The following is a 24,503-nucleotide window of genomic DNA, read 5'->3' on the forward strand; positions in this document are numbered from 1 at the left end:
CTCAGATGCTCATAATTTGTCCATCCCCGATGCGTCTGACAAGCGTGGTGTTTGCGGGCCTGGAATCAGGGGACGAAAAGGCCTTGCCGCCCACCCTCACCCCACCTACAAGCACCGCGAACAGCCCTTTTCAGTGAGTTTTTGGAGGATTTTCCATGCGGCCAAGCCGCCGTGCGCCCGACGAATTGCGCCCCGTGACGCTGGAGCGTGGCGTGGTCAAATATGCGGAAGGCTCCTGCCTCGTGAAATTCGGCGACACCCATGTGCTGGTCACGGCCACTCTGGAAGACCGGCTGCCGCCATGGCTGAAGGGCCAGGGCCGCGGCTGGGTCACCGCCGAATACGGCATGCTGCCGCGCGCGACCTCGGAACGCACCCGCCGCGAAGCCTCCGCCGGGAAACAAAGCGGCCGCACGGTCGAGATCCAGCGCCTGATCGGCCGCTCGCTTCGCACCATCGTCGATCTCGAAGCGCTCGGCGAGCGCCAGATCACGGTCGATTGCGACGTGCTCCAGGCCGACGGCGGCACCCGCACGGCCTCGATCACCGGCGCCTGGGTCGCGCTCGCCGATTGCATCAACTGGATGAAGGCGCGCAACATGATCAAGACCAACGTCATGCGCGACAACGTCGCCGCGATCTCCTGCGGCATCTACAACGGCACGCCCGTGCTCGACCTCGACTATGCCGAGGATTCCGAAGCCGAGACCGACGCCAATTTCGTCATGACCGGCGATGGCCGGATCATCGAGGTGCAGGGCACCGCGGAACGCGAACCGTTCACGCAGGACGAGTTCCTGAAGCTGATCGCCCTGGCGCAGAAAGGCATCGCGCGCCTGGTGGACTTGCAGAAACTGGCCGTGGCGTAGTCAATAAGCCATGCACCGCCGAATCACCGGAAAGCTCGTCATCGCGACCCATAATCCCGGCAAGCTCGCCGAGATGAAGGAATTGCTCGCGCCTTACGGCATCGAGGCGGTGTCGGCCGGTGAGCTCGGCTTGGGCGAGCCGGAGGAAACCGGCAACGACTTCCGCAGCAATGCCGCGATCAAGGCGATCGCGGCGGCAAAGGCGACCAACCTTCCCTCTTTCGCCGATGATTCCGGCATCGTGGTCGACGCGCTCGACGGCGCGCCCGGCATTTTCTCTGCGCGCTGGGCGGGCCCGAGCAAGGACTTCGCCGCGGCGATGGCCCAGATCGAGCGCCTGCTCCAGGAACGTGGCGCAACCACGCCAGCGAAGCGCACCGCGCATTTCGTTTCTGCGCTCTGCGTCGCGTGGCCTGACGATCATCTCGAAGAGGTCGAGGCGCGCGTCGCCGGCACGCTGATCTGGCCGCCGCGCGGGAATGCCGGTTTTGGTTACGATCCGATGTTCCTGCCTGACGGATACGACCGCACCTTCGGCGAGATGACCAGCATCGAGAAGCACGGCCTGCCGCCGCTCGGCCTTGCCCTGTCACATCGCGCCCGCGCCTTCGTGAAACTGGCGGAGATCTGCCTTGAGCCGCGATAGAGCGTTTTCGAGCGAAGTGGTTACCGGTTCGCGCCAGGAAAACGCGTCAAAACAAGAATCTGAAGCCTTTGGCGTCTACGTGCACTGGCCGTTCTGCCTGTCGAAGTGCCCGTATTGCGACTTCAACAGCCATGTCCGCCATGCCGCGATCGACGAGGCACGCTTTGCCTCCGCCTTCGCGCGGGAGATCGCGACGACAGCGCAGCGCGCGCCCGGCCGCAAGGTCACCTCGATCTTCCTCGGCGGCGGCACGCCGTCATTGATGCAGCCCGCAACCGTCGGCGCCGTGCTCGACGCCATCGGCAAGCACTGGACCGTCGCGAGCGACGTCGAGGTCACGCTGGAAGCGAACCCGACCAGCGTCGAAGCCACGCGCTTTGCCGGCTATCGCGCCGCCGGCGTCAACCGCGTCTCGCTCGGCGTGCAGGCGCTCGACGATGCCTCGCTGAAGGCGCTCGGCCGCCTGCACAGCGCACGCGAGGCGCTCGATGCCGTCGCCATCGCGCGCCGCTCGTTCGACCGCTATTCGTTCGACCTGATCTACGCCCGCCCCGACCAGACGCCGGCGATGTGGGCCGATGAGCTGCGGCACGCCATCGATGAAGCCGCCGAGCATCTGTCGCTCTATCAGCTCACCATCGAGGAAGGCACGCCGTTCTTCGGCCTGCACCAGGCCGGCAAGTTGAAGACGCCGGACGAGGCGGTCGCCCGCGCGCTCTACGACGTGACGCAGGAGACCTGCGACAAGCTGGGGCTGCCCGCCTACGAGATCTCCAATCACGCGCGCCGCGGCGCCGAGTGCCGGCACAATCTGGTGTACTGGCGCGGCGAGGAATATGCCGGCATCGGCCCGGGCGCACATGGCCGCCTCGATATCGACGGCGTGCGCCATGCCACCGCCACCGAGAAGCGTCCCGAAGCCTGGCTGCTCCGGGTCGAGACCAACGGCCATGGCGTCGTCACCGACGATCTCCTCAACAGCGAAGAACGCGCCGACGAATTTTTGCTGATGGGATTGCGCCTCGCCGAGGGCATCGACCCCGCGCGCTACAAGGCGCTCTCCGGCCGTCCGCTCGATGCCGGCCGCATCGCGCTGCTGCGCGAGGAAGGCGCGATCATGGTCGATGCAACGGGCCGCCTGCGCGTGACGAGCAGCGGATTCCCGGTGCTGGATGCGGTGGTCGCGGATCTCGCGGCGTAGCGAGATGCCGTAGGGTGGGCAAAGCGAAGCGTGCCCACGAATTCCATGCGATCTAGCTAAGAGATCGTGGGCACGGCGCGAAGTGCGCCTTTGCCCACCCTACGGGACCGTCGTCCTGAACTACGCCCCAAAGCTCTTCGGCGAGCCCGCAACCGCCACGCCGCCGCCAGTCGTCACCTTCATCACCGCAAGTCCGCGCTCATTGGTGCCATCCGCGCGGAAGCGGAACAGGCCGTCGATGCCGGCAAAGCCCGAGGGATTGGTGAGCACGTCCGCCGAGAAGCGCGTGGTGCCCTGCGTGCGCGCGAGCGCGGCGACGAGGGCGACGGCGTCATAGGCCAGCGTCGCGGTGCGGATCGGCTCGGCGCCATATTTGGTGCGATAGCGGCCGGAGAACGCGCGAAAACCGGCCGGATCCGGCGCAGCGTAGAGGCCACCTTGCAAGTTTTGGCTGGCATAGACGCGCGGATTGTCCCACAGGCCGGTGCCGAGCAGCTGGATGTTGCGCAAATTCGCCCCGGCCGCGGTCATCGCATCGGCCACCGCGACGACGGCATCGCCGTCATCGGCAATGAACAGCGCATCGGCGCTGCCGAGCTGCTGTGCGACCGTGCGCGCCGGCGTGGCGCGATCCGCACCATATCTTTCGAATGCGACGACGCGTCCGCCGCGCCGCGGCACCGCCGCCTTCACCGCGGCCTCGACGACATTGCCATAGGCATTGTCGGGCACGAGTACGGCGACCGAGCGCTTCCCGATGCTGGCGGAGTATTCAATGATGCGGTTGACGTCGGACTCGGGGAGGAAGCTCAGCAGATACACACCGCGGCCGGCGATGCTGGAATCGGTCGAGAACGCGATCACCGAGATGTTGCGCGTGCGCGCGACCTGCGCCACCGCCGGCACCGACTGCGCGAACAGCGGCCCCAAAATGATCTCGGCACCTTCCTCGACCGCCTGCTGCGCGCCGGCCTGCGCGCCCTGCGGGGTGCCATTGTCGTCCTTGATCAGCAGCTGGATGTTCGGGTTCTGGAACTCCGCCAGCGCCATCTCGGCGGCATTGCGCATCGACTGAGCGGCAAGGCCGGCATTGCCGGCGGCCGAGAGCGGCAGGATCACGGCTACCTTGACCCCGCCGGTGCCAGCGGTGGTCGCCTGTTGCGGCGGTCCGGCCGGCTGGGCCGGCGGCGGAGAGGAGCTGCTGAAGGGATTTGAGAACTGGCTGAGGCTTTGCTGCACGCCGGCGCAGGCCGAGAGCAGGGGGGCGCCGAGCAACAGGCCGAGCGCACCCCGCCGGGTCGCCCCGGACATTCGGGGCCCCTCAACGGGAGATTTCGGATCACGCGGGCCCAGCATTGCAGCTTCTCTTCTGACCAGCGATCGCCAGCCGGTCACAACATTCATTGCCGCGACAGAAGCCGCGGATTCAGGCATATTGTCGGCAAATAGTTAACCAAAACAAAAGGATAATGACCGCTTAACACGGCCGCACCCGTAGGTCCTGGCTGTCCGCCGACCCCTCGACAGCATCAAGGCGGCGTTTCCGCCGCGAATATGACGTTGACGCTTCATACCCTCTCGCATGTGACCCGGTGGATCACATTCCCGTCCTTCCCTGCCCCCACCCCATCGTATCTTGGGTTTGGCCGCGATCTTTTTCGGAGGACCGGTTCCCAGCCCCGGGGATCATGCCTAAGTTCGATTCATTATGCGCGCAAAGCCGGCCCCGATAAATACGCCTGAAGGCCCAGACGCCGCTCCACGCGGTTTCTCCATCGACGCCCATCGGCTCCCGGCCCCGAAGGCGGCGCCGGGCCTGTATCTGGTCGCAACCCCCATCGGCAATCTTGGCGACATCACGCTGCGCGCGCTTCAGACCCTCGCCGGCGTCGACGTGATCGCCTGCGAGGACACCCGCATTACGCGCCGCCTGACCGAGCGCTACGATATCTCCGCCCAGCTCAAGCAATATCACGAGCACAACGCCGAGGCCGCGCGCCCAAAGATCCTGGAGGCGCTTGCCGCGGGCGGCTCGGTCGCGCTGGTGTCGGACGCCGGCACGCCGCTGATCTCCGACCCCGGCTTCAAGCTGGTGCGCGAGGTCTGCGCCGCCGGCCATGCGGTCTATGCGCTGCCCGGCCCGTCCTCGGTGCTGGCCGCGCTGTCGGTCGCCGCGCTGCCGACCGATCGTTTCTTCTTCGAGGGTTTCTTGCCGGCCAAATCAGCCGCGCGAAAATCGCGTCTGGTCGAGCTCGCCCGCATCGATGCGACCCTGGTGATGTTCGAGTCCGGCAATCGCGTGCAGGATACACTGGCCGAGCTCGCCGAGATCATGGGCAGCCGCGAGGCCGCGATCTGCCGCGAGCTGACCAAGCTGCACGAGGAGATTTCGCGCGCAACGCTAGCCGAGCTGGCGCGTGACGCCGCTGGGCTGGAGACGCGCGGCGAGTTCGTGCTGGTGATCGCTCCGCCGGCGGCCGACGCCGAGGTGCTGACATCGGATGCGCTGGACGATCTCCTGCGCGAGCAGCTGGCCGCGCACAGCGTCAAGGATGCGGTCGCGCATGCGGTCGCGCTCTCGGGCCGGCCGCGCCGCGAGGTCTATGCCCGCGCGCTCGAGCTCGCCAAGGACCTGCGGGGCGGCGATGGCGAGGACTAAAGGCGATGCGGAACCGAAAGTCGCCTCGCCCGAGCGCGTCGCCGCGTTCCGCACCGGCATCTCGGCCGAGAGCCGCGCCGCCGCCTATCTCATGGCCAAGGGCTACCGCATCCTGGCAAAGCGCTATCGCACACCGCATGGCGAGATCGATCTCGTGGCGCGCCGCCGCAATTTGATCGCCTTCATCGAGGTCAAGGCCCGCGCCAGCCTCGATGACGCCGCTTATGCGGTGACCCCGCGCCAGCAGCAGCGCATCATCGACGCCGCGCAAGGCTGGCTCGTGGCGCATCCCGAGCATGCCGAATTCGAATTGCGATTCGACGCCATGCTGATTGCGCCGCGCTCACTTCCGCGCCATGTGTTGGCGGCATTCGACGCCTCGACCTGAAAGGCAGACCATGAAACTCAACGTCGCCGTCCAGATGGACCCCATCGCCCGCATCAACATCAAGGGCGATTCGACCTTCGCGCTGCTGCTGGAGGCGCAGAAGCGCGGCCATGGCCTGTCCTATTACACCCCCGATAAGCTCTCGATGGTCGGCGACGAGATCGTGGCTCCGGTCCAGCTCCTGACCGTGCGCGACGAGCCCGGCGACCATTTCACCCTCGGCGAGCCCAGGCGCGAGGCGCTGAACGGCTTTGACGTGGTGCTGCTGCGCCAGGATCCGCCGTTCGACCTCGCTTACATCACCTCGACGCATTTCCTCGAGCGCATCCATCCGAAGACGCTGGTGGTCAACGACCCCGCCTCCGTGCGCAACGCGCCGGAAAAGCTGTTCGTGATGAACTTCCCGCAGCTGATGCCGCCGACTCTGATCTCGCGCGACTTGGACGAGATCAACGCGTTCCGCGACAAGCACGGGGCCGTCGTGATGAAGCCGCTGCACGGCCATGGCGGCGCGGCGGTGTTCCGCGTGATGCCGCAGGACATGAATTTCGGCTCGCTGTTCGACATGTTCTCGGTCACCTTCAAGGAGCCCTGGGTGATCCAGCAATTCATTCCCGAGGTGAAGCACGGCGACAAGCGCATCATCCTCGTCAATGGCGAGTTCGCCGGCGCGGTGAACCGCGTGCCGGCCACCGACGACCTCCGCTCCAACATGGTGCGCGGCGGCGCGGCCAAGGAGACCGAGCTCACGCCGCGCGAGCGCGAGATCTGCGCGACGATCGGTCCGGCGCTGCGCGAGCGCGGCTTGCTGTTCGTCGGCATCGACGTCATCAACGGCAATCTCACCGAGATCAACGTGACCTCGCCCACGGGCATCCGCGCCATCGCGCGGCTCGGCGGCCCTGATGTCGCGGCGAAGATCTGGGACACGATCGAGCAGAAGCGAAAGAAATAGCTTCGAAGCCTTGCGTCGGCTCCTTCAGCCGCAGAATCCCCGGGCGCGACGGACTGTCTCCGACGGATATAGGCCGAACGCTGCACGGTAGGACGCCGCAAACCGGCCCATGTGGGTAAAGCCCCATTTCAACGCGACCTCGCTGACCGGGAGCAGATTCTCCGGTCGCGACAGCTCGTCGTGGATCGCTTCGAGTCGAATTCTGCGCAGATAGGCGACCGGCGTCGTGCCGTGGATTCGGCGAAATCCCGATTGCAGCAACCGGCTGCTGATCCCGACATTCCCGGCAATATCGGCGATCGTCAGCGGCAGATGCAGGTTGGCCCGCATGTAATCGACGGCCCGCCTGACGTGGCGAGGCGGCGCATCCATGGGATGGCGGTTCAGGCGGTCGGTCAGCCGATGCGGAACATTTTCTAGGATCAGCTGCATCGCGGCTTCCGAGAGCAGAGCACTGGCTTTCGGCGAGCGTGCAAGAATCCCGTCACGCAGGCCGGCCGTACTGGCACGAATGAGCTGAAACAGGATCTGCCCGGCACTGGTCGACAAATCGAGCTTCGGCGTCAGATCGAGATCGTCCAGAGCCGCGCTTCCGAACGTCGCAGACAGAGCCTTGGTCACCACATCCGTGTGCAATGTCAGCGTGACACTCGAATATCTTCCATCCACCGCTTCGACGCTCTGCTCCTGCAGGTTCGGAAGCGACACGATGGCCACGTCAGTGGACGTTCGCTGTACGCTCTTTCCTGCGATGAGCAATTCGGCTTTGCCGGCGTTCAGCAGGCTGATGGCGAGCTCACCCGACGATTTGCCGTATGAATAGCGCCAGTCCCAGCCTGCGGACAGCTCCGCCCGCACCACGTCCATGCCGGCGCCGACTGCAACATCCGCATGCCAACGAAATGATCCGTCGGGCTTCGGCGCGGAATGAGCGTTGATCCCATGAGGCCGAAGTATTTCGAGCAGCTCCTGAAACGACGATCCTGATCGGGCAAGGGGCGCAGCGATTATGTCTTCGAGCATGCGACATCCATCGTTCAGGGCGTCCGCGAGAGACCGCAGCACCACGCTAGCACAATTCCGGTGAACGCGGGCCGAGCGGCCGCGCTCGATATCCAATTGCCGCACGAAACATCCAGATCGCGCAATTGTGCCGCGGCACGCAGGCCAGAATCCGAACGTCCCCATCCCGAATGCGACGGCGACCATGGACTTGCGGCGTGGCTGGCCTAAGTCCCCCCGACTGCCTCAAACAGGTTATGAAAACATGCTTACGAGAACAATTTGCGCGGTCGCGCTGATGGCTGTTTCGTCAATGCCGGCGCGGGCCGACAGCTGCGCAGACCACTATCAGATGAGCGGTGTTCCGCTGGTCACGGGCACGACCCACAAGGTCTGGATGATCTTCCCATCGGTCAATCCCGCCGTTGCCCTCGACAGGGTCTCCCGTGCCGTCATGGCGGAAGGCTTCGTCGACGTGAACGTCGACAAGGCGCTTGGCACGCTGACCACTCAGCAGGAGACGACCGGATCCGGGCGGCCGCAGACGCTGCGCGTCGTCGTGCGCAAGGACGTCAAAGGCAGCCGCATCGATGCGGTCTTCATCATGCCGCCGGGACAGGTGGCTCCAGGCATCAGCACCAACCTCTGCCGTGTGGTGGATGCAGCCGGCCAGTGAACGCCGCGTTCAAGGGAAGCGGGTGGCAGGTGCCCTGCACCCACAGCAATGAAGCAGGAAATTCGATGCGAAACGATCACATGTCAAAAATCGTCCTGATGGCCGCCGTCGGCGTCGCGCTGTTGTCGACCTCCGCGATGTCGGCGCCGTTACAGACCAATCCGGGCCTTGCTGCCACGGCGCCTGAAATGACCGAGCAGGTCTGGTGCCGTTACGGACAGTGCTATGACAACGGCGCCGGTGTGGGCGGACTGGTCGGTGGCCTCATCGGCGGCGCGATCGCAGCCGGTGCAGCCAGCGCCGCCGCGCAGCAGGAAGCGGCGGCCGCCCAGCAACACGCGACCTCCTGCGCGCAACGTTATCGCTCGTACGATCCGGCGACGAATACATTCGCGGCAAAGGATGGCCGGCGCTATCCCTGCCAGTGAATCTTGAGAGCGGTGGCGTCGGCGGGCGAGATGGCGCCTGTCACGTCATGGCGCAGCATCAGCTCGCGCGCCACTAACCACCCGTTCACCATGACGCCTCGCGCCTCGTGCGAACGCAGGAGCGGCCCCGCGTGAAACTACGGGGCCGCTGGCCGACCGGATAACGCGGCGTTCACCATCTGCCCAAAACCAGCAGCGTGACCGGCGATCACATTCGACCTCGCAACACCCCTTATACTTTTCCTCCCTACTCATCGACGCAGGGGAACCCGCTAGGTGCGGTTCGAGTGCCCCGCGTAAGAGTAGAAGCGTATGAACACCGCACGCATTGTCGTTCTCGTCATCGCACTGGGCGCCGGCGGCGTCGCTGCGTATCTGGCGAGCGGCTATCAGAATATTCCCGCACCCGTCCTTCCCGTCGTCGAGAAGCTGCCGACGATCGAGGTTCTGGTCGCCAAGAACGACATCCAGCTCGGTCAGGCCGTGAAGCCCGAGGACCTGGTATGGCAGGCCTGGCCGGCGGCGACCGCGAGCGGCGCTTTCATCCGTCGCGACAACAGGCCCGAGGCGCAGACCCAGCTCACCGGCTCGATCGCGCGCGTGCCGTTGATGCAGGGCGAGCCGATCCGCGAGCAGAAGCTGGTCAAGGCCGAGGGCTCCGGCTTCATGGCCGCGATCCTGCCGTCGGGCATGCGCGCCGTCTCCACCGAGATTTCCGCCGAGACCGGCGCCGGCGGATTCATCCTGCCGAACGACCGCGTCGACATCGTGCTGACCCGCCGCCTGAAGAATCCTGACGGCGGCAACAACAACGGCCCGACCGGCGGCAACGACCTCATCCTGTCCGAGGTCATCCTGACCAATATCCGCGTGCTCGCGATCGACCAGGCGCCGAAAGAAAAGGACGGCCAGAACGCCGTCGTCGGCAAGACCGTCACGCTCGAGCTCAGGCCCGACCAGGTCGCCACGCTCTCGGCCGCGCGCCAAGGCGGCACGCTGACGCTCGCGCTGCGCAGCATCGTGGATGCCAACGCCATCGACGGCACGCCTGAGGAGGCGGTCAAGCGTCCGGGCGGTGTGAACGTGATCCGTTACGGGGTGCAGGCGCGGCAGCTGACGTCACAGAAGTGATGATGGGGATAGCATGAACTACGGGGAAGATCGGATGGGCCTGCGCCTTCGGGGGAAGCGCGCGCGCTCGTCCTTAGCAGGGGCAATGCTGATGCTGGGGCTGGTCGCAGCCCCCGATTTCGTCACCGCCGCGGATGCGCCGGTCGGCGACCAGGCGCCGATGCAGGCGCCGCCGGATCTCAGCATATCGCCGGTTTCGACCATTGCATCGGCCCGCACGCGGTTCCTCTCGCTTGGCGTGGGCAAATCCGTCGTCATCGACCTGCCGCGCGAGGTCAAGGACGTGCTGGTGGCCGATCCCAAGATCGCCAACGCGGTGATCCGCTCGGCCCAGCGCGCCTACATCATCGGCGGCCAGGTCGGCCAGACCAATGTCGTGTTCTTCACCGCCGACGGCCAGCAGGTCGCCGCCTACGACATCGCGGTGAAGCGCGATCTCAACGGCATGCGCGCGGCGCTGCGCCAGTCGCTGCCGGGCGTGCAGATCGAAGGCGTCGGCGACAGCGTGATGCTGACCGGCTCGGTGTCGAGCCCGGTCGAGGCCCAGCAGGCCGGTGACGTCGCCGCAAAGCTCGTCGGCGGCTCGGACAAGGTCGTCAACAACATCGTCGTGCGCGGCCGCGACCAGGTGATGCTCAAGGTCGTCGTCGGCGAAGTCAGGCGCGACATCGTCAAGCAGCTCGGCGTCGATCTCAGCGCCAGCCTGAACGCCGGCACTGCGGTGGTGAATTTCAACAATACGAACCCGTTCACGGTCTCCGGCGGCCCGCTGGTCGGCACCAACGGGCTCGGCGTCGCCGGCATGGCCAAGGGCGTGGCCACCGTCAGTGCCACAATGCGCGCGATGGAAACCGCCGGCGTGATGCGCACCTTGGCCGAACCGAGCCTGACGGCGATCTCGGGCGAATCCGCGACCTTCATCGCGGGCGGCGAATTCCCGATTCCCGCAGGCTATTCCTGCGATCCCATCACCCACGTCTGTACCACCCAGATCTCCTACAAGAAGTTCGGCATCTCGCTGAACTTCACGCCGGTCGTGCTCAGCGAAGGCCGCATCAGCCTGCGGGTCATGACCGAGGTCTCGGAGCTGTCGAACCAGCAGGCGATCACCGTGACGCAGGCGGTGTCGTCGTCCGTGAACAACTCGATCACGATCCCCTCGATCCAGACCCGCCGCGCCGAGACCACGCTGGAAATTCCCTCGGGCGGCTCGATGGCGATGGCCGGCCTGATCCAGCAGCAGACCAAGCAGGCGATCAACGGCCTGCCCGGAATCGACCAGGTGCCGATCCTCGGCGCGCTGTTCCGCAGCCAGGACTTCGTCAACAACGAGACCGAGCTGATGGTGATCGTGACGCCCTACGTGGTGCGCGCGGTCGCCCAGAAAGAATTGTCGCGGCCCGATGACGGCTTTGCACCGGCCTCGGATGCGCAGACCGCGCTGCTCGGCCGCATGAACCGCCTCTATGGCATCGCGGGCCGCCGCGTCGATCCGATCGACGGCTTCCGCGGCGATTTCGGCTTCATCATCGACTGAGACCGACGGCTTGGGGGCCGGGGCGAGACACGGGGCAGGAGGGGATAAGGCGATGACGAAGATGACAGCCGATCGACGTCGCAGCTTACGGATTGCGCTGGCGCTGACGGGGCTCTCCGTCCTGCTCGGCGCCTGCAACACCACTGGCGAAATCGTCACCCAGACGGTGCCGACCGACTACCGCCAGCGCCACCCGATCGCGGTGCAGGAAGGCAAGAAGTCGATCGTGATCTTCGTCGGCAAGGCCAGAGGCGGCCTCTCGGCCGCGCAGCACGCCGACGTCGCCGGCATCGCCCGGGACTGGGTGCGCGAAGGCACCGGCGCCGTCGTGGTCGACGTGCCCGTGGACACCGCGAATTCACGCGCCGCGGCGGCGACCTATCAGGAGATCCGCTCCGTGCTCGCCTCCGGCGGCGTGCCGTCGCGCGCCATCGTCCAGCATCGCTACCGCCCCGAGGATCCCGGACTGCTGCCGACCATCCGCCTGAGCTATTCGAAGATCACGGCCGTCGCGGGCCCCTGCGGGCTGTGGCCGGAAGACGTCGGTCCGTCCATCCTCGATCCCGGCTACAACGAGAACCATCCCTACTTCAATCTCGGCTGCGCCAGCCAGCGTAACCTCGCGGCCATGATCGACAATCCCGCCGACCTCGAGCAGCCGCGCGCGGAGACGCCGGCCTATACCGCGCGGCGCGAGATCGCCTTCGACCGTTACCGCAAGGGCTCGACGACCGCGACCACCTATCCAGAGTCCGACAGGGCCAAACTGAGCGACACAGGCAAATGACCAGCGTCCACGACGAAGAGGCGGACGATCCGCAGCACCCCGAGGAACACATTGCGCCGGTTCCTCGCATCTCCGTGCAGGCCTTTTGCGAGACCGAGCAGACGCTCCAGGCGGTGATCGCCGCCGGGCAGGACCGCCGGCTCGCCAAGGCGCATCTGACCGCCAAGAGCGGCGGCCTCGCCGCGGCGATCGAAGTCTACGATTCGATGCCGACACCGAACGTCATCGTGATCGAGTCCGACGGTACGCGCGACATCCTCGAGGGTCTCGACGATCTCGCCGGCGTCTGCGATCCCGGCACCCGCGTGGTGGTGATCGGCAATCCCAACGACACCGCGCCCTATCGCGAGCTGGTCCGCCGCGGCGTCAACGACTATGTGGTGGGACCGGTCGAGACCCTCGACGTCGTCCGCTCCATCTGCAGCCTGTTCTCGGCGTCCGAAGCCATCATCACCGGCCGCGTCATTGCCGTGGTCGGCGCCAAGGGTGGCGTCGGCGCGTCCACGGTCGCGCACAACGTCGCCTGGACCATCGCGCGCGACCTCGCGCTCGATTCCGTCGTGATCGATCTCGACCTTGCCTTCGGCACCGCCGGCCTCGACTACAACCAGGACCCGGTGCAGGGCATCGCCAATGCGGTGCTGTCGCAGGACCGCCCCGACACGGCGCTGATGGAACGCCTGCTCGCCAAATGCACCGACCGCCTCAGCCTTCTTGCTGCACCCGCCACGCTTGACCGCGTCTACGATTTCGGCGCGGAAGCCTTTGATGCGGTGTTCGACACGCTGCGCATGACCACGCCCTGCATCGTGCTCGACGTGCCCCATCAATGGTCGGGCTGGACGCGGCGCGCGCTGGTCAATGCCGACGACATCGTGATCGTGGCCGAGCCTGATCTTGCCAACCTGCGCAACACCAAGAACATGCTCAGCGTGCTCAAGGCGGCGCGGCCGAACGACCGGCCGCCGCTGTACTGCATCAACCAGGTCGGCATGCACAAGCGCGCCGAGATCGAGGTCAAGGCATTTGCCAAGACCATGGAGAGCCAGCCGCTCGCGGTGATCCCGTTCGATTCGAAACTGTTCTCGACCGCAGCCAACAACGGCCAGATGATCGCGGAGGTGTCCAGGAGTCACCGCACCACCGAGCTGTTCCAGAATATGGCGAACCGCCTCGCCGGCCGCGGCGAGGTGAAGAAGCCGAAGCGCTCGCTGCTCGGTCCGCTGCTGAAGAAGCTGAAGGGCCGGTCAAGCCGCAGCTCCGCGCCGCACCGCAAGGCGTCGTAAGCTCTCCGTCGGAGCGCTAGGTGAGTCTCATCCCATAAGGCGTCTATAGAGGCCGGCTACCTGTCCGCCCGCTGCTGCTTCTTTGCCAGCAGCTGCCGCAGCGCCGTGACCTTGGCCGCGGCCTGGTCCGGCGGCAGATCGGCCTTCACGAGGATTTCGGCCTCGGACTCGCGGCCCTGCAATCCCAGCACGAGTGCGAGATTGGCACGGACCCGCGCATCGTTCTGATTGCGCTGATAGGCGCGGCCGAGCACCTGTTCGGCCTTCGGCAGATTGTTCTGCAGCACGTAGGACAGGCCGAGATTGGACAGCACGGTCGGCTCGTCGGGCGCGATCTTCAGCGCCGCGGCGTAATATTGCTGCGCTTCCTCGTTGCGGCCGAGCTGATCGAGCGCCGCGCCCTGCGCCGACAGAATGCGCCAGTCGGGATCCTCGGGCGAATGCGCGCGGCCGAGCACGTCGAAGGCCTGCTGGAAATTGCCGTTGTCGGCGAGCGCACGGCCATAGCCGGCGAGCAGCGCCTTGTTGCTGGGATGACCGAGCACGGCCTGCTCCAGCACCGCGACCGCCTGCGCGCGCTGGCCGCTCTCGCGCAGCGCCTTGCCGTATTCCAGCGCGACGTTGGGATCACTGGGCTTGGCGCGATAGCGCTCGCGCAAGGTGTCCATGTCCGACTTCGGATCGGCCTTGCCGGCTGTCTCCGATTTGCCGCCAAGCGCGCCGGTGACGTCCTCGAGGCCGGTGGTCTGACAGCCGCCGAGGGCAAGTGCCAGGAACGCGGACAACAGATATCGCGCCGGGGGAGAGGCAACGGGCAAACGCTTGGACATACTCTGATCACTCGGCGACTGATCAGAGATGCTTTGCCTATTAACGCTAAAGTCCCGTTAAAGAGACAGTCGTTCAGACCTTAGTCGGTGAATTCGGCGCCGAATTCGCAGCCGATACGCCAGCGCAGGCGGCATTGGCGGGAATAGTCCGGCGCGAAGATGATGGTGAATTGCGGCGGCACTTCCAGAAATTCAGCCACGACCTTCACGCCGCCATCCGAGATATCCGTGATCGTGCAATCCCGCGGCAGCGAGCCCGCGCCAAAATGAATCTTGGCGAGCCGGCTGCACACCCGACGTTCGCTTCTCCGGCGATTTGCAAGCATTTGAACTGTTCACCCGTTAGACCACGGCCCATCCCGCACCTTAGAAGTAGCGAACATTCGTTGGGATGTGCTGAGCGCAGCCGCTCGCATTCGAGGCTTAGTGTCTGGCCCCCGTTTACGGCTCGTTAAGACTTGCCTCGCCCGGAAATGTTCCCGTATTGTTCTTGCGGAGTGCGCCGGGCTCTGCTACCCTCGATTGTACGAGAGGGCAGGCTGGTTCGGGCATGGTTCAGCGGGTTTCTACCGTCGCCTTTGAGGGGATCGAGGCTCGTGCGGTCGACGTGCAGGTGCAGGTCGCGCCGGGCCTGCCGGCCTTTGCCATCGTCGGCCTGCCGGACAAGGCGGTTTCGGAGGCGCGCGAACGCGTGCGCTCGGCGCTGATCGCCTCGGGGCTGGCGCTGCCGGCGCGGCGGATCATCGTCAATCTGGCGCCGGCCGACCTGCCGAAGGAAGGCAGCCATTACGACCTGCCGATCGCGCTCGGGCTGATGGCGGCGATCGGCGCGATCCCGCCGGATGCGCTGACGGGGTTTACCGTGCTGGGCGAGCTCGGTCTCGACGGCTCGATCGCGCCGGTGGCCGGCGTCCTGCCGGCCGCGATCGGCGCCAATATGCGCGAGGAAGGCTTGATCTGCCCGGCGTCTTGCGGCTCCGAAGCGGCCTGGGCGAGCCCGGACATCCAGATCATCGCCGCAAGCTCGCTGATCCAGATCGCCAACCACTTCAAGGGCACGCAGGTGCTGTCGCGTCCCTCGCCGAAGGTGCACGAGGCCGCCGCCTCCACGCTCGACCTGCGCGACATCAAGGGCCAGGAGAGCGCCAAGCGCGCGCTGGAGATCGCGGCCGCCGGCGGACACCATCTCCTGATGATCGGCGCGCCCGGCGCCGGCAAATCGATGCTGGCGGCGCGCCTGCCCTCGATCCTGCCGCCGCTGTCGCCGGGCGAATTGCTCGAGGTCTCGATGATCGCCTCCGTTGCCGGCGAGATCGAAGGCGGCGCGCTGACCGCGCGGCGGCCGTTCCGCTCGCCGCATCATTCGGCCAGCATGGCGGCGCTGACAGGCGGCGGCATGCGCGCAAAGCCCGGCGAGATCTCGCTGGCGCATCAGGGCGTGCTGTTCCTCGACGAGCTGCCGGAGTTCGATCCGCGCGTCTTGGATTCGCTGCGCCAGCCGCTGGAGAACGGAGAGGTCGCGGTGTCGCGCGCAAACCACCGCGTCACTTATCCGGCGCGCTTCATGCTGGTCGCAGCGATGAATCCGTGCCGCTGCGGCAACGCGTTCGAGCCGGGCTATGCCTGCAAGCGCGGCCGCGTCGATCGCTGCACCGGCGACTACCAGGCGCGCATCTCCGGCCCGCTGATGGACCGCATCGATTTGCGCATCGAGGTGCCCGCGGTCACCGCAGCCGATCTGATCCTGCCGCCGCCGGCGGAAGGATCCGCCGAAGTCGCCGCGCGCGTCGCGGCGGCGCGCGACATCCAGCTTGCACGCTATGCCGATGCCGGCCTGCCCAATGTCCGCACCAACGCCGAAGCGCCCGCCTCCGTGCTGGAGGACGTCGCCAAGCCCGACGCACAGGGACAGAAACTCTTGCGCGACGCTGCCGAGACCATGCGGCTATCGGCGCGCGGCTATCACCGCGTGCTGCGGGTGGCACGCACGCTCGCCGACCTCGACAATGCCGACAAGATCGGCCGGCTGCATCTCGCCGAGGCCCTGTCCTACCGCGCACTCGCGGAGGATGTGCGGCAGCTCGCCTGATCATTCTGCGCATCAACCCGGCGGTAACGAGTTTCCTTTACGCTCTGCAAACCATAAGGCCATGCGTTCTTAAGGGGACAGTTCCCGAGCGGCCTTGGTGAGTAGAGTGTCATGTTGCGTTTCAAGATCCTGGCCTCGGTTGTTCCCTTGTTGGCGGCTGCGGTGTTCGCCCGCGGCGAGATCGGATCGGTCTCGCATCCCTGCATCGCTCTCGGCGAAACCTCGGTCGAGCTGACATCGCTGTTCTGGACCGCCGGTGTCCATGTCGCCTTCACCGACGATCCCGACAAGGCAACGGTGCGGGTTCAGATCACCGATGATGCGGACGCTGCGGACTTCGCCGTCGTCGACGACGGCCTCGGGTCCGAGCCGGACTCCTGCGAGGCTACTGCGTCGAACCGCCTCGTCTCGATTGCCGCGCAGCCCGTCGATGGCGGTCCGGTGATCTATCTCTCCACCGAGGGACCGGCGGATTACCGCATCTATGTGCGCTCGCGGACGTTCTCCCAGCGCGAGGCGGCGGCGCTGATCGTCGGCGCCCGCGGCGGCCACCGCCACCTCCATGCTGCCTCGCTCTAGGTTTGAGCATGATCTTTCCGGAAAACCGCTGCACACTTTGCGCAAACGCGGCCCTTCGGGTCCGGATCATGCTCTGAGGCATTAACACCTCGTCAACCCTGTTTGGAGGCTGCCCCAAAGCCTCAAACTGTTCGCAAGGTCGGCACGACATCGTCGCACGCGCTGGCAGCGGGGTTTCGGATAAGGGTCGGTGGAGATGGATCGGATGTTCCGGATCAAGGTGCGCATGCGCCGCTTCAGGCGGCGGCATCCCCGCATCGCCTTCGCGATCCGCTCCTTCATGATCTTCTCGGCGACCTTCGGTGGCGCCTATGGTTTCGTCACCGGCAGCCGGGCCGAGAATTCCGGCTACGATCCCCACGCCTTTGCGATCGGCGCGAGCTTCCTGTTCGCGCTCGCCTGCCTCGGCCTTGCCACGCTGAGCATGCGCCTGCGCTTCGTCAACAAACGGATGCGCAAGCTCGCCGCGCATAACGAGGCGCTGATCGACCGCAATTGGGAGCTGAAGGAAGCCGAGGAGCGCGCGCGCAGCCTGTTCGAGCAGCAGGGCGATCTGATCGTGCTGCGCGACACCCAGGGCCGCATCACCTTCGCCAATGACGCCTATTGCGCGCTCGCGGGGCAGCCGCGCGGCGCGCTGGTCGGCACGCGATTTGACTTTGACGTGCTGGAGCAGGGCGACAGCGCGCGCGAGAGCAGCGGCACGCGCGTCCACGACCAGAAGATCGCAACCCCGCTCGGCGCGCGCTGGATCGCCTGGCGCGAAGGCTATGTCCGGCTCGACGCCGGCCAGCCCGCCGAATTGCAGAGCGTCGGGCGCGACGTCACCGACCGCACCGAGAGCGAACGCGCGCTGTCCGATGCGCGCGACCAGGCCGACGCCGCCAACCGCGCCAAATCGCGCTTCCTGGCGATGGCCTCGCACGAGATTCGCACGCCGCTGAACGGCATCATTGGCATGGGCGGGCTGTTGCTCGACACCACGCTGACGCCGGAGCAGACGACCTACGCCAGGGCAGTGAAGACATCGGGCGAAGCCTTGATGGCGCTGATCGAGGAGCTGCTCGACTATTCCAAGATCGAGGCCGGCAAGCTTGATCTCGAACTGCGCCCGTTCGCGCTCTCCACCCTGATCGAGGAGATCACAGAGCTGCTGGCGCCGCGCGCGCAGGCCAAGCAGCTCGAGATTGCCGCCTATGTCGACGAGCGCCTGCCGCTGGAAGTGGTCGGCGACGCCGCACGGCTGCGTCAGGTGCTGCTCAACCTCGCCGGCAACGCCATCAAGTTCACGGCAAACGGCGGGGTCGCGCTGATCGTCGAGCCCGGCATCTGGCAGAATGAGATCAGTTTTCTGGTGCGCGACACCGGCATCGGCATCGCACCCGACGCGCAGCAGCGCATCTTCCGCGAATTCGAGCAGGCCGACGCGCGCGTCGCCCGCACCTATGGCGGCACCGGGCTTGGCCTTGCCATCAGCGAGCGCATCGTCAAGCGCATGGGCGGCCGCATCACGCTGACGAGCGAGCCGGGCAAGGGGGCAACCTTCGAGGTCGCGCTGCCGCTGGCGGCATCGCCGGGCGGCGCAGGACAGACGGCGTTTCCGAACCCTGACCTTACCGGGAAGTCGATCCTGCTGGTTGCCGACGGCATCGAGGCCTCGCTGATCGCGCGGCGCCTGGAACGCTGGGGCGGCCAGACCTGCATGACGTCCGATGCCTCGGTCGCGGAAGCGCTGCTGCCGGAGCGATCCTGGCACGCAATGCTGGTCGATCGCGCGATCGGCGCAGCCATCGCCGACCGGCTTGGCGGGCTGGCGCGCGCGCATGCGGCGCAGCGGCTGGTGCTGCTGACGTCGAGCTCGCGCCACGAGAAGTTTTCGGCTGATTTCACCGGCTTCCTGGTCAAGCCCTTACGCGCCGCCTCGCTCGCCGCACGGCTCGCGCTGACGCCCGAGGTCGCCTCGCCCGACCTCGCGCCGGAGCCGCCGGCCGACTCCACCGGCGCAGCCCCGGCAAGGGGCATGTCGATCCTCGTCGCCGAGGACAATGAGATCAACGCGCTGCTGATGCGCTCGCTGCTGACAAAACTCGGTCACCGCGTCGTCATCGCCGTCCATGGCGAGGCCGCGCTGGAGTCCTGGCTCGCGGCGGCATCGGCGGGCACGCCCTATGATCTCGTGCTGATGGACATCCAGATGCCGCAGCTCGACGGCATCGAGGCGACCAAACGCATCCGCGCCCATGAGGCCGCTACCGGCGGCCAGCACACGCCGATCCTCGCGCTCACCGCCAATACGCTGGTGGAAGATCGCTACGCCTGTTTCGAGGCCGGGATGAACGGGTTTCTGATCAAGCCGCTCGATCGCGAGAAGCTGGAAGAGGCGCTGACCGGACTGGCGGCAGCGCGGCATCTGGCGGTGTAGCCACATCGAAGGTGCCGTAGGGTGGCAAAGCGAAGCGATGCCCACGCATCGTTCGACAACAGGCACAGAGCGTGGGCACGGCGCTTCGCGCCTTTGCCCACCCTACTACGGCACCGCGGCCTACGGCTACAGCACCGTCACAGCCGCCGCAGCGCCACGCTCTCCACGGTATGATCGGCGCCCTTCTTCAGGATCAGCGTCGCGCGGGGGCGGGTAGGCAAGATGTTGTCCTCGAGGTTGGCGAGGTTGGTGCGTTCCCAGATCGCGATCGCGGTCGCGGTGGCTTCCTCGTCCGACAGCAGCGCATAGCGGTTGAAGTAGGACTTTGGATTGGTGAACGCGGTGTCGCGCAGCGCCAGGAAGCGCTTGATGTACCACTGCCGCAGCGCCGCCTCGTCGGCGTCGATATAGACCGAGAAATCGAAGAAGTCGGAGACGACGGGCACCGCCTTGCCGTCGCGCGGCAGCTTGCCGGTCTGCAGCACGTTGACACCTTCGACGATCAAAATGTCGGGCTGGTCGACCTCGGCCCACTGGCCCGGCACGATGTCGTAGGTCAGATGCGAATAAACCGGCGCACGCACATGGCGGCGGCCGGACTTGATGTCGGAGAGGAAGCTCAAGAGCAGCGGCAGGTCGTAGCTCTCCGGAAAACCCTTCTTCTGCATGATGCCCTGCCGGTCGAGCACCGCGTTCGGATAGAGGAATCCGTCCGTGGTGATCAGCTCGACTTTCGGCCGCGGCGACCAGCGCGCCAGCAGCGCCTGGAGCACGCGGGCCGTGGTGGACTTTCCGACCGCGACCGAGCCGGCGACGCCGATGATATAGGGCACCTTGCGGTCGCGGATGTTGAGGAACTGGCGCTCGGCGTAATACAGCCGCTGCATCGCATCGACATAGATCGAGAGCAGGCGCGACAGCGGCAGGTAAATGTCCTCGACCTCCTGCAAGTCGAGGCGGTCGTGCAGGGAGCGCAGCCGGTCGAACTCGCCCGGCTCCAGCGTCATCGGCGTATCGTCACGCAGTCGCGCCCACTCTTCGCGCGAATAGACGCGGTAGGGGTTATACTGCTGCTCCGGTGCGCGGATATCCATGACGCGACCTCTCCACCTCGGCTAGTTGCCGCTCTTGCGCGACGCTTTCTCTTCCAACCCTGACATATTCGTTCGCTTGTCGAGCGCCGCTTCCACCTCTTCCAGCTTTACGCCGCGGGACTTGAGCAGCACAAGGAAGTGATAGAGCAGGTCGGCACTTTCAGCGATCAGATGCGCGCGATCGTTTTCGACTGCTGCGATTACGGTTTCGACTGCTTCCTCACCGAACTTCTTGGCGCAATGCTCGGCGCCCTTGTCGAGGAGCTTGCGGGTATAGGAGGCCTCGCCACCGGACGCCGCGCGGGCGTCGATGGTCTCGGCGAGGTGATGGATCGTGAAACGCGCCATACAGAACACTCAATACACGTCCGGCTGAACGAGCCGGTCTCGCCCGCCTATGTAGCATTTTTATGAAGCGGAGTCGTCAGGCATCAAGGCGCATGGCTAGCCCGCGCCGGGCCATATGCTCCTTGGCTTCGCGGATGGTGAATTCCCCGAAGTGGAAGATCGAGGCGGCCAGCACCGCGGTGGCGTGGCCATCGCGGATACCGTCGACGAGGTGGTCGAGATTGCCGACGCCGCCCGAGGCGATCACGGGAACGGGAACGCTGTCGGCGATCGCCCGGGTCAGCGGGATGTCGAAACCCTGCCTGGTGCCGTCGCGGTCCATCGAGGTGAGCAGGATTTCGCCGGCACCGAGCGAGACCACTTCCTGGGCATATTCGATGGCATCGATGCCCGTGGAGTTGCGCCCGCCATGGGTAAAAATCTCCCAGCGGTCGCCGCCCGGGCGCTTCACCCGCTTGGCGTCGATCGCGACCACCACGCACTGCTCGCCGAATTTCTCGGCGGCTTCCTTGACGAACTCGCGTCGCGACACCGCCGCACTGTTGATCGAGACCTTGTCGGCGCCGGCGCGCAGCAGCGTCTTGATGTCGTTGACCTCGCGCACGCCGCCGCCGACGGTCACCGGCATGAAGCAGGCCTCGGCCGTACGCCGGACGACGTCGAGCATGATACCGCGGTTCTCATGGGTCGCGGTGATGTCGAGGAAGGTCAGCTCATCAGCGCCGGCGGCGTCATAGGCGATCGCCGCTTCGACGGGATCGCCGGCATCGCGCAGATCGACGAAATTGACGCCCTTGACGACGCGGCCGTCCTTGACGTCGAGGCAGGGGATGACGCGCACCTTGAACATGTGTCAGCTCCTGCGCGCGTCGCGGATCAGGGTGAGGGCGGCGGCGGGATCGAGCCGGCCGTCGTAAAGCGCGCGGCCGGCGATCGCACCGGCGAGCTTTTTCGCCCGCGGCGTCAGCATCGCCTTGACGTCCTCGATCGAGGCGAGGCCGCCGGAGGCGATCACGGGAATCGAGATCGCGTCGGCCAGCGCGATCGTCGCATCCAGGTTCAGGCCCTTGAGCAGGCCGTCCCGCGCGATGTCGGTGAAGATGATGGCGGCAACGCCCGCATCCTCGAAACGTTTTGCGATCTCCAGCACCGTGACTTGCGAGGTCTCGGCCCAGCCTTCGACCGCGACCTTGCCGTCGCGGGCGTCCAGCCCGACCGCGACGCGGCCGGAGAATTTCTTCGCGGCTTCCTTCACCAGCTGGGGATCGCGCACCGCGGCGGTGCCGATGATGACGCGGGTGATGCCCTTGTCGAGCCAGGCTTCGACGGTCTTGAGATCGCGAATGCCGCCGCCGAGCTGCACCGGAATCTTGATCGTCTTCAGCATCGCCTCGACGGCCTCGGCATTCACCGGCTTGCCGGCAAACGCACCGTCGAGATCGACGACGTGGAGATACTCAAAACCCTGCTCGGCAAAGCTCTGCGCCTGCGCTGCTGGATTGAGGTTGAAAACGGTCGCGCGCGCCATGTCGCCTTGCTCGAGGCGCACGCATTGGCCGTTCTTGAGGTCGATCGCGGGAAAGAGAATCACGGTTTCCATCGCAAAAAGTTCGAGATCAGGGCCAGACCAAAACGCTGGCTCTTCTCGGGGTGAAACTGCGTGCCGATGGCGGTGTCCTTGGCGACGATCGCGGTGACAGGCCCGCCATAATCGGCGCGCGCCAGCACGTCCGCCTCACTGGCGGGGTTGAGGTGGTAGGAGTGCACGAAATAAGCGTGCTGGCCCTTGGGGCCGAGCGGCAGCTTGTTCAGCACCGGATGCTCCCTGAGCACCTCGAGCGTATTCCAGCCCATGTGCGGGATCTTCAGGTTTTCATCGCGCGGCGTGATCTTCTCGACGTCGCCGCCGATCCAGTTCAGGCCTTCGGTGATGACATGCTCCTTGCCGCGGCTCGCCATCAGCTGCATGCCAACGCAGATGCCGAAGAACGGCCGCGCCTTGACGCGGACCGCCTCGGTGATCGCCTCAACCATGCCGTTGACGGCATCGAGCCCGCGCCGGCAATCGGCGAAGGCGCCGACGCCCGGCAGCACCAGACGGTCAGCCTCATAGGCCTGATCGGGATCGCTGGTGACGAAAACCTTTTGCGGATTTTCCAGGCTGCGCGCGGCGCGCTCGAAGGCCTTCGCGGCGGAATGCAGATTCCCGGAACCGTAATCGATGATGGCGACGCTCATCTTGACCCTCCCGGTTCTGGAAACAAACCAATGATGCCGCCGGCCGGAATCGGCGGCGGGTTCGAGAATTGCTGGCCCGGCACGCTGCGGGTCGGTGGCGGGCCGCCGCGATCGACGGCCCATTGATCGTTGACGATGCCGTGCTGCTTCTGGCTCCAGCGCTCGAAGAAGCGGCGCTCGGCGGTGTCCTCGTCGTCGGCAATCACGACGTCGAGCTGCCGCCATTTGCCGCGCGACAGCGTCCAGCGACGCAGGCTCGAAGCCTCAAAACCCATCAAGAGCGCGACGATGAGATCTGAGAAGAAGATCGACGAACGTCCGACACCGAGGCTGGACAGGCCGGCGTTGAATGCGGCCACGAAAATCAGATAGCCGATCAGCGCCAGCCAAAGCCGGTTCCACAGCAGCCAGAACGGGCCGAAGATCATCGCCCAGAAATGAAAGCCGTCGCGCACGAACACGAACTTGTCGGTCGCACGCAGATCGGCTCCGGCAGGAGAGGGAGCATGAACTGTGTAGACAGGCATGGCGATGCCCCGTGCTCGAGAATTGAGTAGAAAGCGCAAGCGGCGCATGCCGCCGGCCGGAAGACGTCAGCCGCCGAGCGAGCCCTTGGTGGACGGGATCTCGCCCGCAGCCTTCGGATCGATCGCGACCGCGGTGCGCAGCGCCCGTGCCAGACCCTTGAAGCAGGACTCGGCGATATGGTGGCTGTTATCGCCATATAGGGTCTCGACGTGGAGAGTCACGCCGGCGTTGATGGCGAAGGCCTGGAACCACTCGCGCACCAGCTCGGTGTCGAACTCGCCGATCTTGTCGCGGGGGAAGTCGGCCTTGAACACCAGGAACGGGCGGCCCGAGATGTCGATGACCACGCGCGACAGCGTCTCGTCCATGGGCATGTGCACGCCGGCATAGCGGGTGATGCCCGCCATGTTGCCGAGCGCCTGCTTGACCGCCTGGCCGAGCGCGATGCCGGTGTCTTCGGTGGTATGGTGATAATCAATGTGCAGGTCGCCGACCGCCTTGACCGTGAGGTCGATGCGGGAATGGCGGGCGAGGAGATCGAGCATATGGTCGAAAAAGCCGATGCCGGTCGCGATATTGGCCACGCCGGTGCCATCGAGGTTCACGGAGACCTCGATGTCGGTTTCCTTGGTCTTGCGCTTGATCGTCGCGGTGCGCATGGAAAATCGGTTTCCACGTTGGTTTTGAGCATGATCTTGTCGGAAAACCGGTACCCACTTTTCCGGATCATGCTCTTTGAGCCGAAAACGCCAGTCTCTTAACAGCCAAATGACGCCTTCGCTACTGCGGGAACGGCTGGCGGGGCCTCTA

Annotated in this window: 26 protein-coding genes; 15 read left to right on the forward strand and 11 right to left on the reverse strand. The window is 65.9% G+C overall.

Translation table 11 applies throughout. The annotated features are described in order from the left end of the window. Window positions 1-155: 155 nt before the first annotated feature. The 3 genes from rph to hemW are packed head-to-tail and all read left to right on the forward strand — an operon-like array spanning window position 156 to window position 2,716. The gene (rph, locus tag WN72_RS00850; protein ID WP_027561646.1) at window positions 156-869 is read left to right on the forward strand and encodes a ribonuclease PH; all 714 of its coding nucleotides are present in this window, start codon (window positions 156-158) and stop codon (window positions 867-869) included. A 10-nt stretch (window positions 870-879) separates the two neighbouring features. Next, on the forward strand, window positions 880-1,515 hold the full coding sequence (gene rdgB / locus WN72_RS00855) for an RdgB/HAM1 family non-canonical purine NTP pyrophosphatase (RefSeq protein WP_092211653.1): 636 nt from the start codon (window positions 880-882) through the stop codon (window positions 1,513-1,515). A gap of 16 nt (window positions 1,516-1,531) precedes the next feature. Then, the gene (gene hemW / locus WN72_RS00860) at window positions 1,532-2,716 is read left to right on the forward strand and encodes a radical SAM family heme chaperone HemW (RefSeq protein ID WP_051378281.1); all 1,185 of its coding nucleotides are present in this window, start codon (window positions 1,532-1,534) and stop codon (window positions 2,714-2,716) included. A 120-nt stretch (window positions 2,717-2,836) separates the two neighbouring features. Here the strand turns inward: hemW and WN72_RS00865 are convergent, their stop codons facing one another. Continuing rightward, the gene (locus tag WN72_RS00865; protein ID WP_027561649.1) at window positions 2,837-4,072 is read right to left on the reverse strand and encodes a penicillin-binding protein activator; all 1,236 of its coding nucleotides are present in this window, start codon (window positions 4,070-4,072) and stop codon (window positions 2,837-2,839) included. 352 nt (window positions 4,073-4,424) lie between these two features. On the opposite strand from WN72_RS00865, the gene rsmI reads away from it, so the two are divergent. The 3 genes from rsmI to gshB are packed head-to-tail and all read left to right on the forward strand — an operon-like array spanning window position 4,425 to window position 6,718. Further along, window positions 4,425-5,375: a 16S rRNA (cytidine(1402)-2'-O)-methyltransferase gene (gene rsmI, locus WN72_RS00870; protein ID WP_092211651.1), complete on the forward strand. Its 951-nt coding sequence runs from the start codon at window positions 4,425-4,427 to the stop codon at window positions 5,373-5,375. Beyond that, window positions 5,362-5,763 (forward strand): YraN family protein, encoded by a 402-nt coding sequence (locus tag WN72_RS00875; RefSeq protein WP_092211649.1) that lies wholly within the window; start codon window positions 5,362-5,364, stop codon window positions 5,761-5,763. Before rsmI ends, WN72_RS00875 begins: the two co-directional genes overlap by 14 nt. A 10-nt stretch (window positions 5,764-5,773) precedes the next feature. After that, window positions 5,774-6,718, forward strand: a complete 945-nt coding sequence (gene gshB / locus WN72_RS00880) for a glutathione synthase (RefSeq protein WP_092211647.1) — start codon at window positions 5,774-5,776, stop codon at window positions 6,716-6,718. A 24-nt stretch (window positions 6,719-6,742) separates the two neighbouring features. On the opposite strand, the gene WN72_RS00885 is transcribed toward gshB, so the two are convergent. Further along, window positions 6,743-7,741 carry a helix-turn-helix transcriptional regulator gene (locus WN72_RS00885; protein ID WP_244553637.1) on the reverse strand — a complete coding sequence of 333 codons (999 nt, stop codon included), beginning with the start codon at window positions 7,739-7,741 and terminating at the stop codon, window positions 6,743-6,745. A 277-nt stretch (window positions 7,742-8,018) separates the two neighbouring features. Between WN72_RS00885 and WN72_RS00890 the strand changes: the two genes are divergently transcribed. From WN72_RS00890 to WN72_RS00915, 6 genes are all read left to right on the forward strand, one after another. Further along, complete coding sequence (locus WN72_RS00890; protein ID WP_244553636.1) at window positions 8,019-8,396, forward strand: hypothetical protein; 378 nt, start codon at window positions 8,019-8,021, stop codon at window positions 8,394-8,396. Then, window positions 8,393-8,824 (forward strand): BA14K family protein, encoded by a 432-nt coding sequence (locus WN72_RS00895; protein WP_084334613.1) that lies wholly within the window; start codon window positions 8,393-8,395, stop codon window positions 8,822-8,824. The genes WN72_RS00890 and WN72_RS00895 overlap by 4 nt, the downstream gene beginning before the upstream one ends. Before the next feature lie 312 nt (window positions 8,825-9,136). Then, on the forward strand, window positions 9,137-9,955 hold the full coding sequence (gene cpaB / locus WN72_RS00900; protein WP_092211643.1) for a Flp pilus assembly protein CpaB: 819 nt from the start codon (window positions 9,137-9,139) through the stop codon (window positions 9,953-9,955). Between the two features lie 13 nt (window positions 9,956-9,968). After that, window positions 9,969-11,492, forward strand: coding sequence for a type II and III secretion system protein family protein (locus WN72_RS00905; protein ID WP_027561657.1), 1,524 nt, complete (start codon window positions 9,969-9,971; stop codon window positions 11,490-11,492). Between the two features lie 52 nt (window positions 11,493-11,544). Further along, on the forward strand, window positions 11,545-12,279 hold the full coding sequence (locus WN72_RS00910) for a CpaD family pilus assembly protein (protein ID WP_092211641.1): 735 nt from the start codon (window positions 11,545-11,547) through the stop codon (window positions 12,277-12,279). After that, complete coding sequence (locus WN72_RS00915; protein WP_092211639.1) at window positions 12,276-13,565, forward strand: CpaE/TadZ family protein; 1,290 nt, start codon at window positions 12,276-12,278, stop codon at window positions 13,563-13,565. Before WN72_RS00910 ends, WN72_RS00915 begins: the two co-directional genes overlap by 4 nt. Before the next feature lie 56 nt (window positions 13,566-13,621). On the opposite strand, the gene WN72_RS00920 is transcribed toward WN72_RS00915, so the two are convergent. Both WN72_RS00920 and WN72_RS00925 read right to left on the reverse strand, forming a co-directional pair. Continuing rightward, window positions 13,622-14,395, reverse strand: a complete 774-nt coding sequence (locus WN72_RS00920; RefSeq protein ID WP_092211637.1) for a tetratricopeptide repeat protein — start codon at window positions 14,393-14,395, stop codon at window positions 13,622-13,624. An 80-nt stretch (window positions 14,396-14,475) separates the two neighbouring features. Further along, complete coding sequence (locus tag WN72_RS00925; RefSeq protein WP_011083489.1) at window positions 14,476-14,721, reverse strand: PilZ domain-containing protein; 246 nt, start codon at window positions 14,719-14,721, stop codon at window positions 14,476-14,478. A 224-nt stretch (window positions 14,722-14,945) separates the two neighbouring features. On the opposite strand from WN72_RS00925, the gene WN72_RS00930 reads away from it, so the two are divergent. From WN72_RS00930 to WN72_RS00940, 3 genes are all read left to right on the forward strand, one after another. After that, window positions 14,946-16,484 carry a YifB family Mg chelatase-like AAA ATPase gene (locus WN72_RS00930; RefSeq protein WP_092211635.1) on the forward strand — a complete coding sequence of 513 codons (1,539 nt, stop codon included), beginning with the start codon at window positions 14,946-14,948 and terminating at the stop codon, window positions 16,482-16,484. Between the two features lie 111 nt (window positions 16,485-16,595). Next, window positions 16,596-17,063, forward strand: coding sequence for a hypothetical protein (locus WN72_RS00935; RefSeq protein ID WP_027561665.1), 468 nt, complete (start codon window positions 16,596-16,598; stop codon window positions 17,061-17,063). Between the two features lie 196 nt (window positions 17,064-17,259). Continuing rightward, window positions 17,260-19,485 carry a PAS domain-containing hybrid sensor histidine kinase/response regulator gene (locus WN72_RS00940; protein ID WP_167380554.1) on the forward strand — a complete coding sequence of 742 codons (2,226 nt, stop codon included), beginning with the start codon at window positions 17,260-17,262 and terminating at the stop codon, window positions 19,483-19,485. Between the two features lie 137 nt (window positions 19,486-19,622). On the opposite strand, the gene coaA is transcribed toward WN72_RS00940, so the two are convergent. From coaA to hisB, 7 genes are all read right to left on the reverse strand, one after another. Continuing rightward, a complete protein-coding gene (gene coaA / locus WN72_RS00945) occupies window positions 19,623-20,579 on the reverse strand; it encodes a type I pantothenate kinase (protein WP_027561667.1) in 957 nt (318 codons plus the stop codon). 21 nt (window positions 20,580-20,600) lie between these two features. Beyond that, the gene (locus tag WN72_RS00950; protein WP_027561668.1) at window positions 20,601-20,927 is read right to left on the reverse strand and encodes a phosphoribosyl-ATP diphosphatase; all 327 of its coding nucleotides are present in this window, start codon (window positions 20,925-20,927) and stop codon (window positions 20,601-20,603) included. A gap of 76 nt (window positions 20,928-21,003) precedes the next feature. Next, complete coding sequence (gene hisF / locus WN72_RS00955; protein ID WP_027561669.1) at window positions 21,004-21,777, reverse strand: imidazole glycerol phosphate synthase subunit HisF; 774 nt, start codon at window positions 21,775-21,777, stop codon at window positions 21,004-21,006. A 3-nt stretch (window positions 21,778-21,780) separates the two neighbouring features. Next, window positions 21,781-22,518 carry a 1-(5-phosphoribosyl)-5-[(5-phosphoribosylamino)methylideneamino]imidazole-4-carboxamide isomerase gene (hisA, locus tag WN72_RS00960; RefSeq protein WP_092212361.1) on the reverse strand — a complete coding sequence of 246 codons (738 nt, stop codon included), beginning with the start codon at window positions 22,516-22,518 and terminating at the stop codon, window positions 21,781-21,783. Next, window positions 22,515-23,165, reverse strand: a complete 651-nt coding sequence (gene hisH, locus WN72_RS00965; protein WP_092211630.1) for an imidazole glycerol phosphate synthase subunit HisH — start codon at window positions 23,163-23,165, stop codon at window positions 22,515-22,517. The genes hisA and hisH overlap by 4 nt, the downstream gene beginning before the upstream one ends. Beyond that, a complete protein-coding gene (locus WN72_RS00970; RefSeq protein WP_027561672.1) occupies window positions 23,162-23,692 on the reverse strand; it encodes a DUF2628 domain-containing protein in 531 nt (176 codons plus the stop codon). Before WN72_RS00970 ends, hisH begins: the two co-directional genes overlap by 4 nt. Before the next feature lie 66 nt (window positions 23,693-23,758). Further along, window positions 23,759-24,352 (reverse strand): imidazoleglycerol-phosphate dehydratase HisB, encoded by a 594-nt coding sequence (hisB, locus tag WN72_RS00975; protein ID WP_027561673.1) that lies wholly within the window; start codon window positions 24,350-24,352, stop codon window positions 23,759-23,761. Between the last annotated feature and the right edge of the window lie 151 nt (window positions 24,353-24,503).

The organism is Bradyrhizobium arachidis, assembly GCF_015291705.1.
Lineage (GTDB): Bacteria > Pseudomonadota > Alphaproteobacteria > Rhizobiales > Xanthobacteraceae > Bradyrhizobium > Bradyrhizobium arachidis.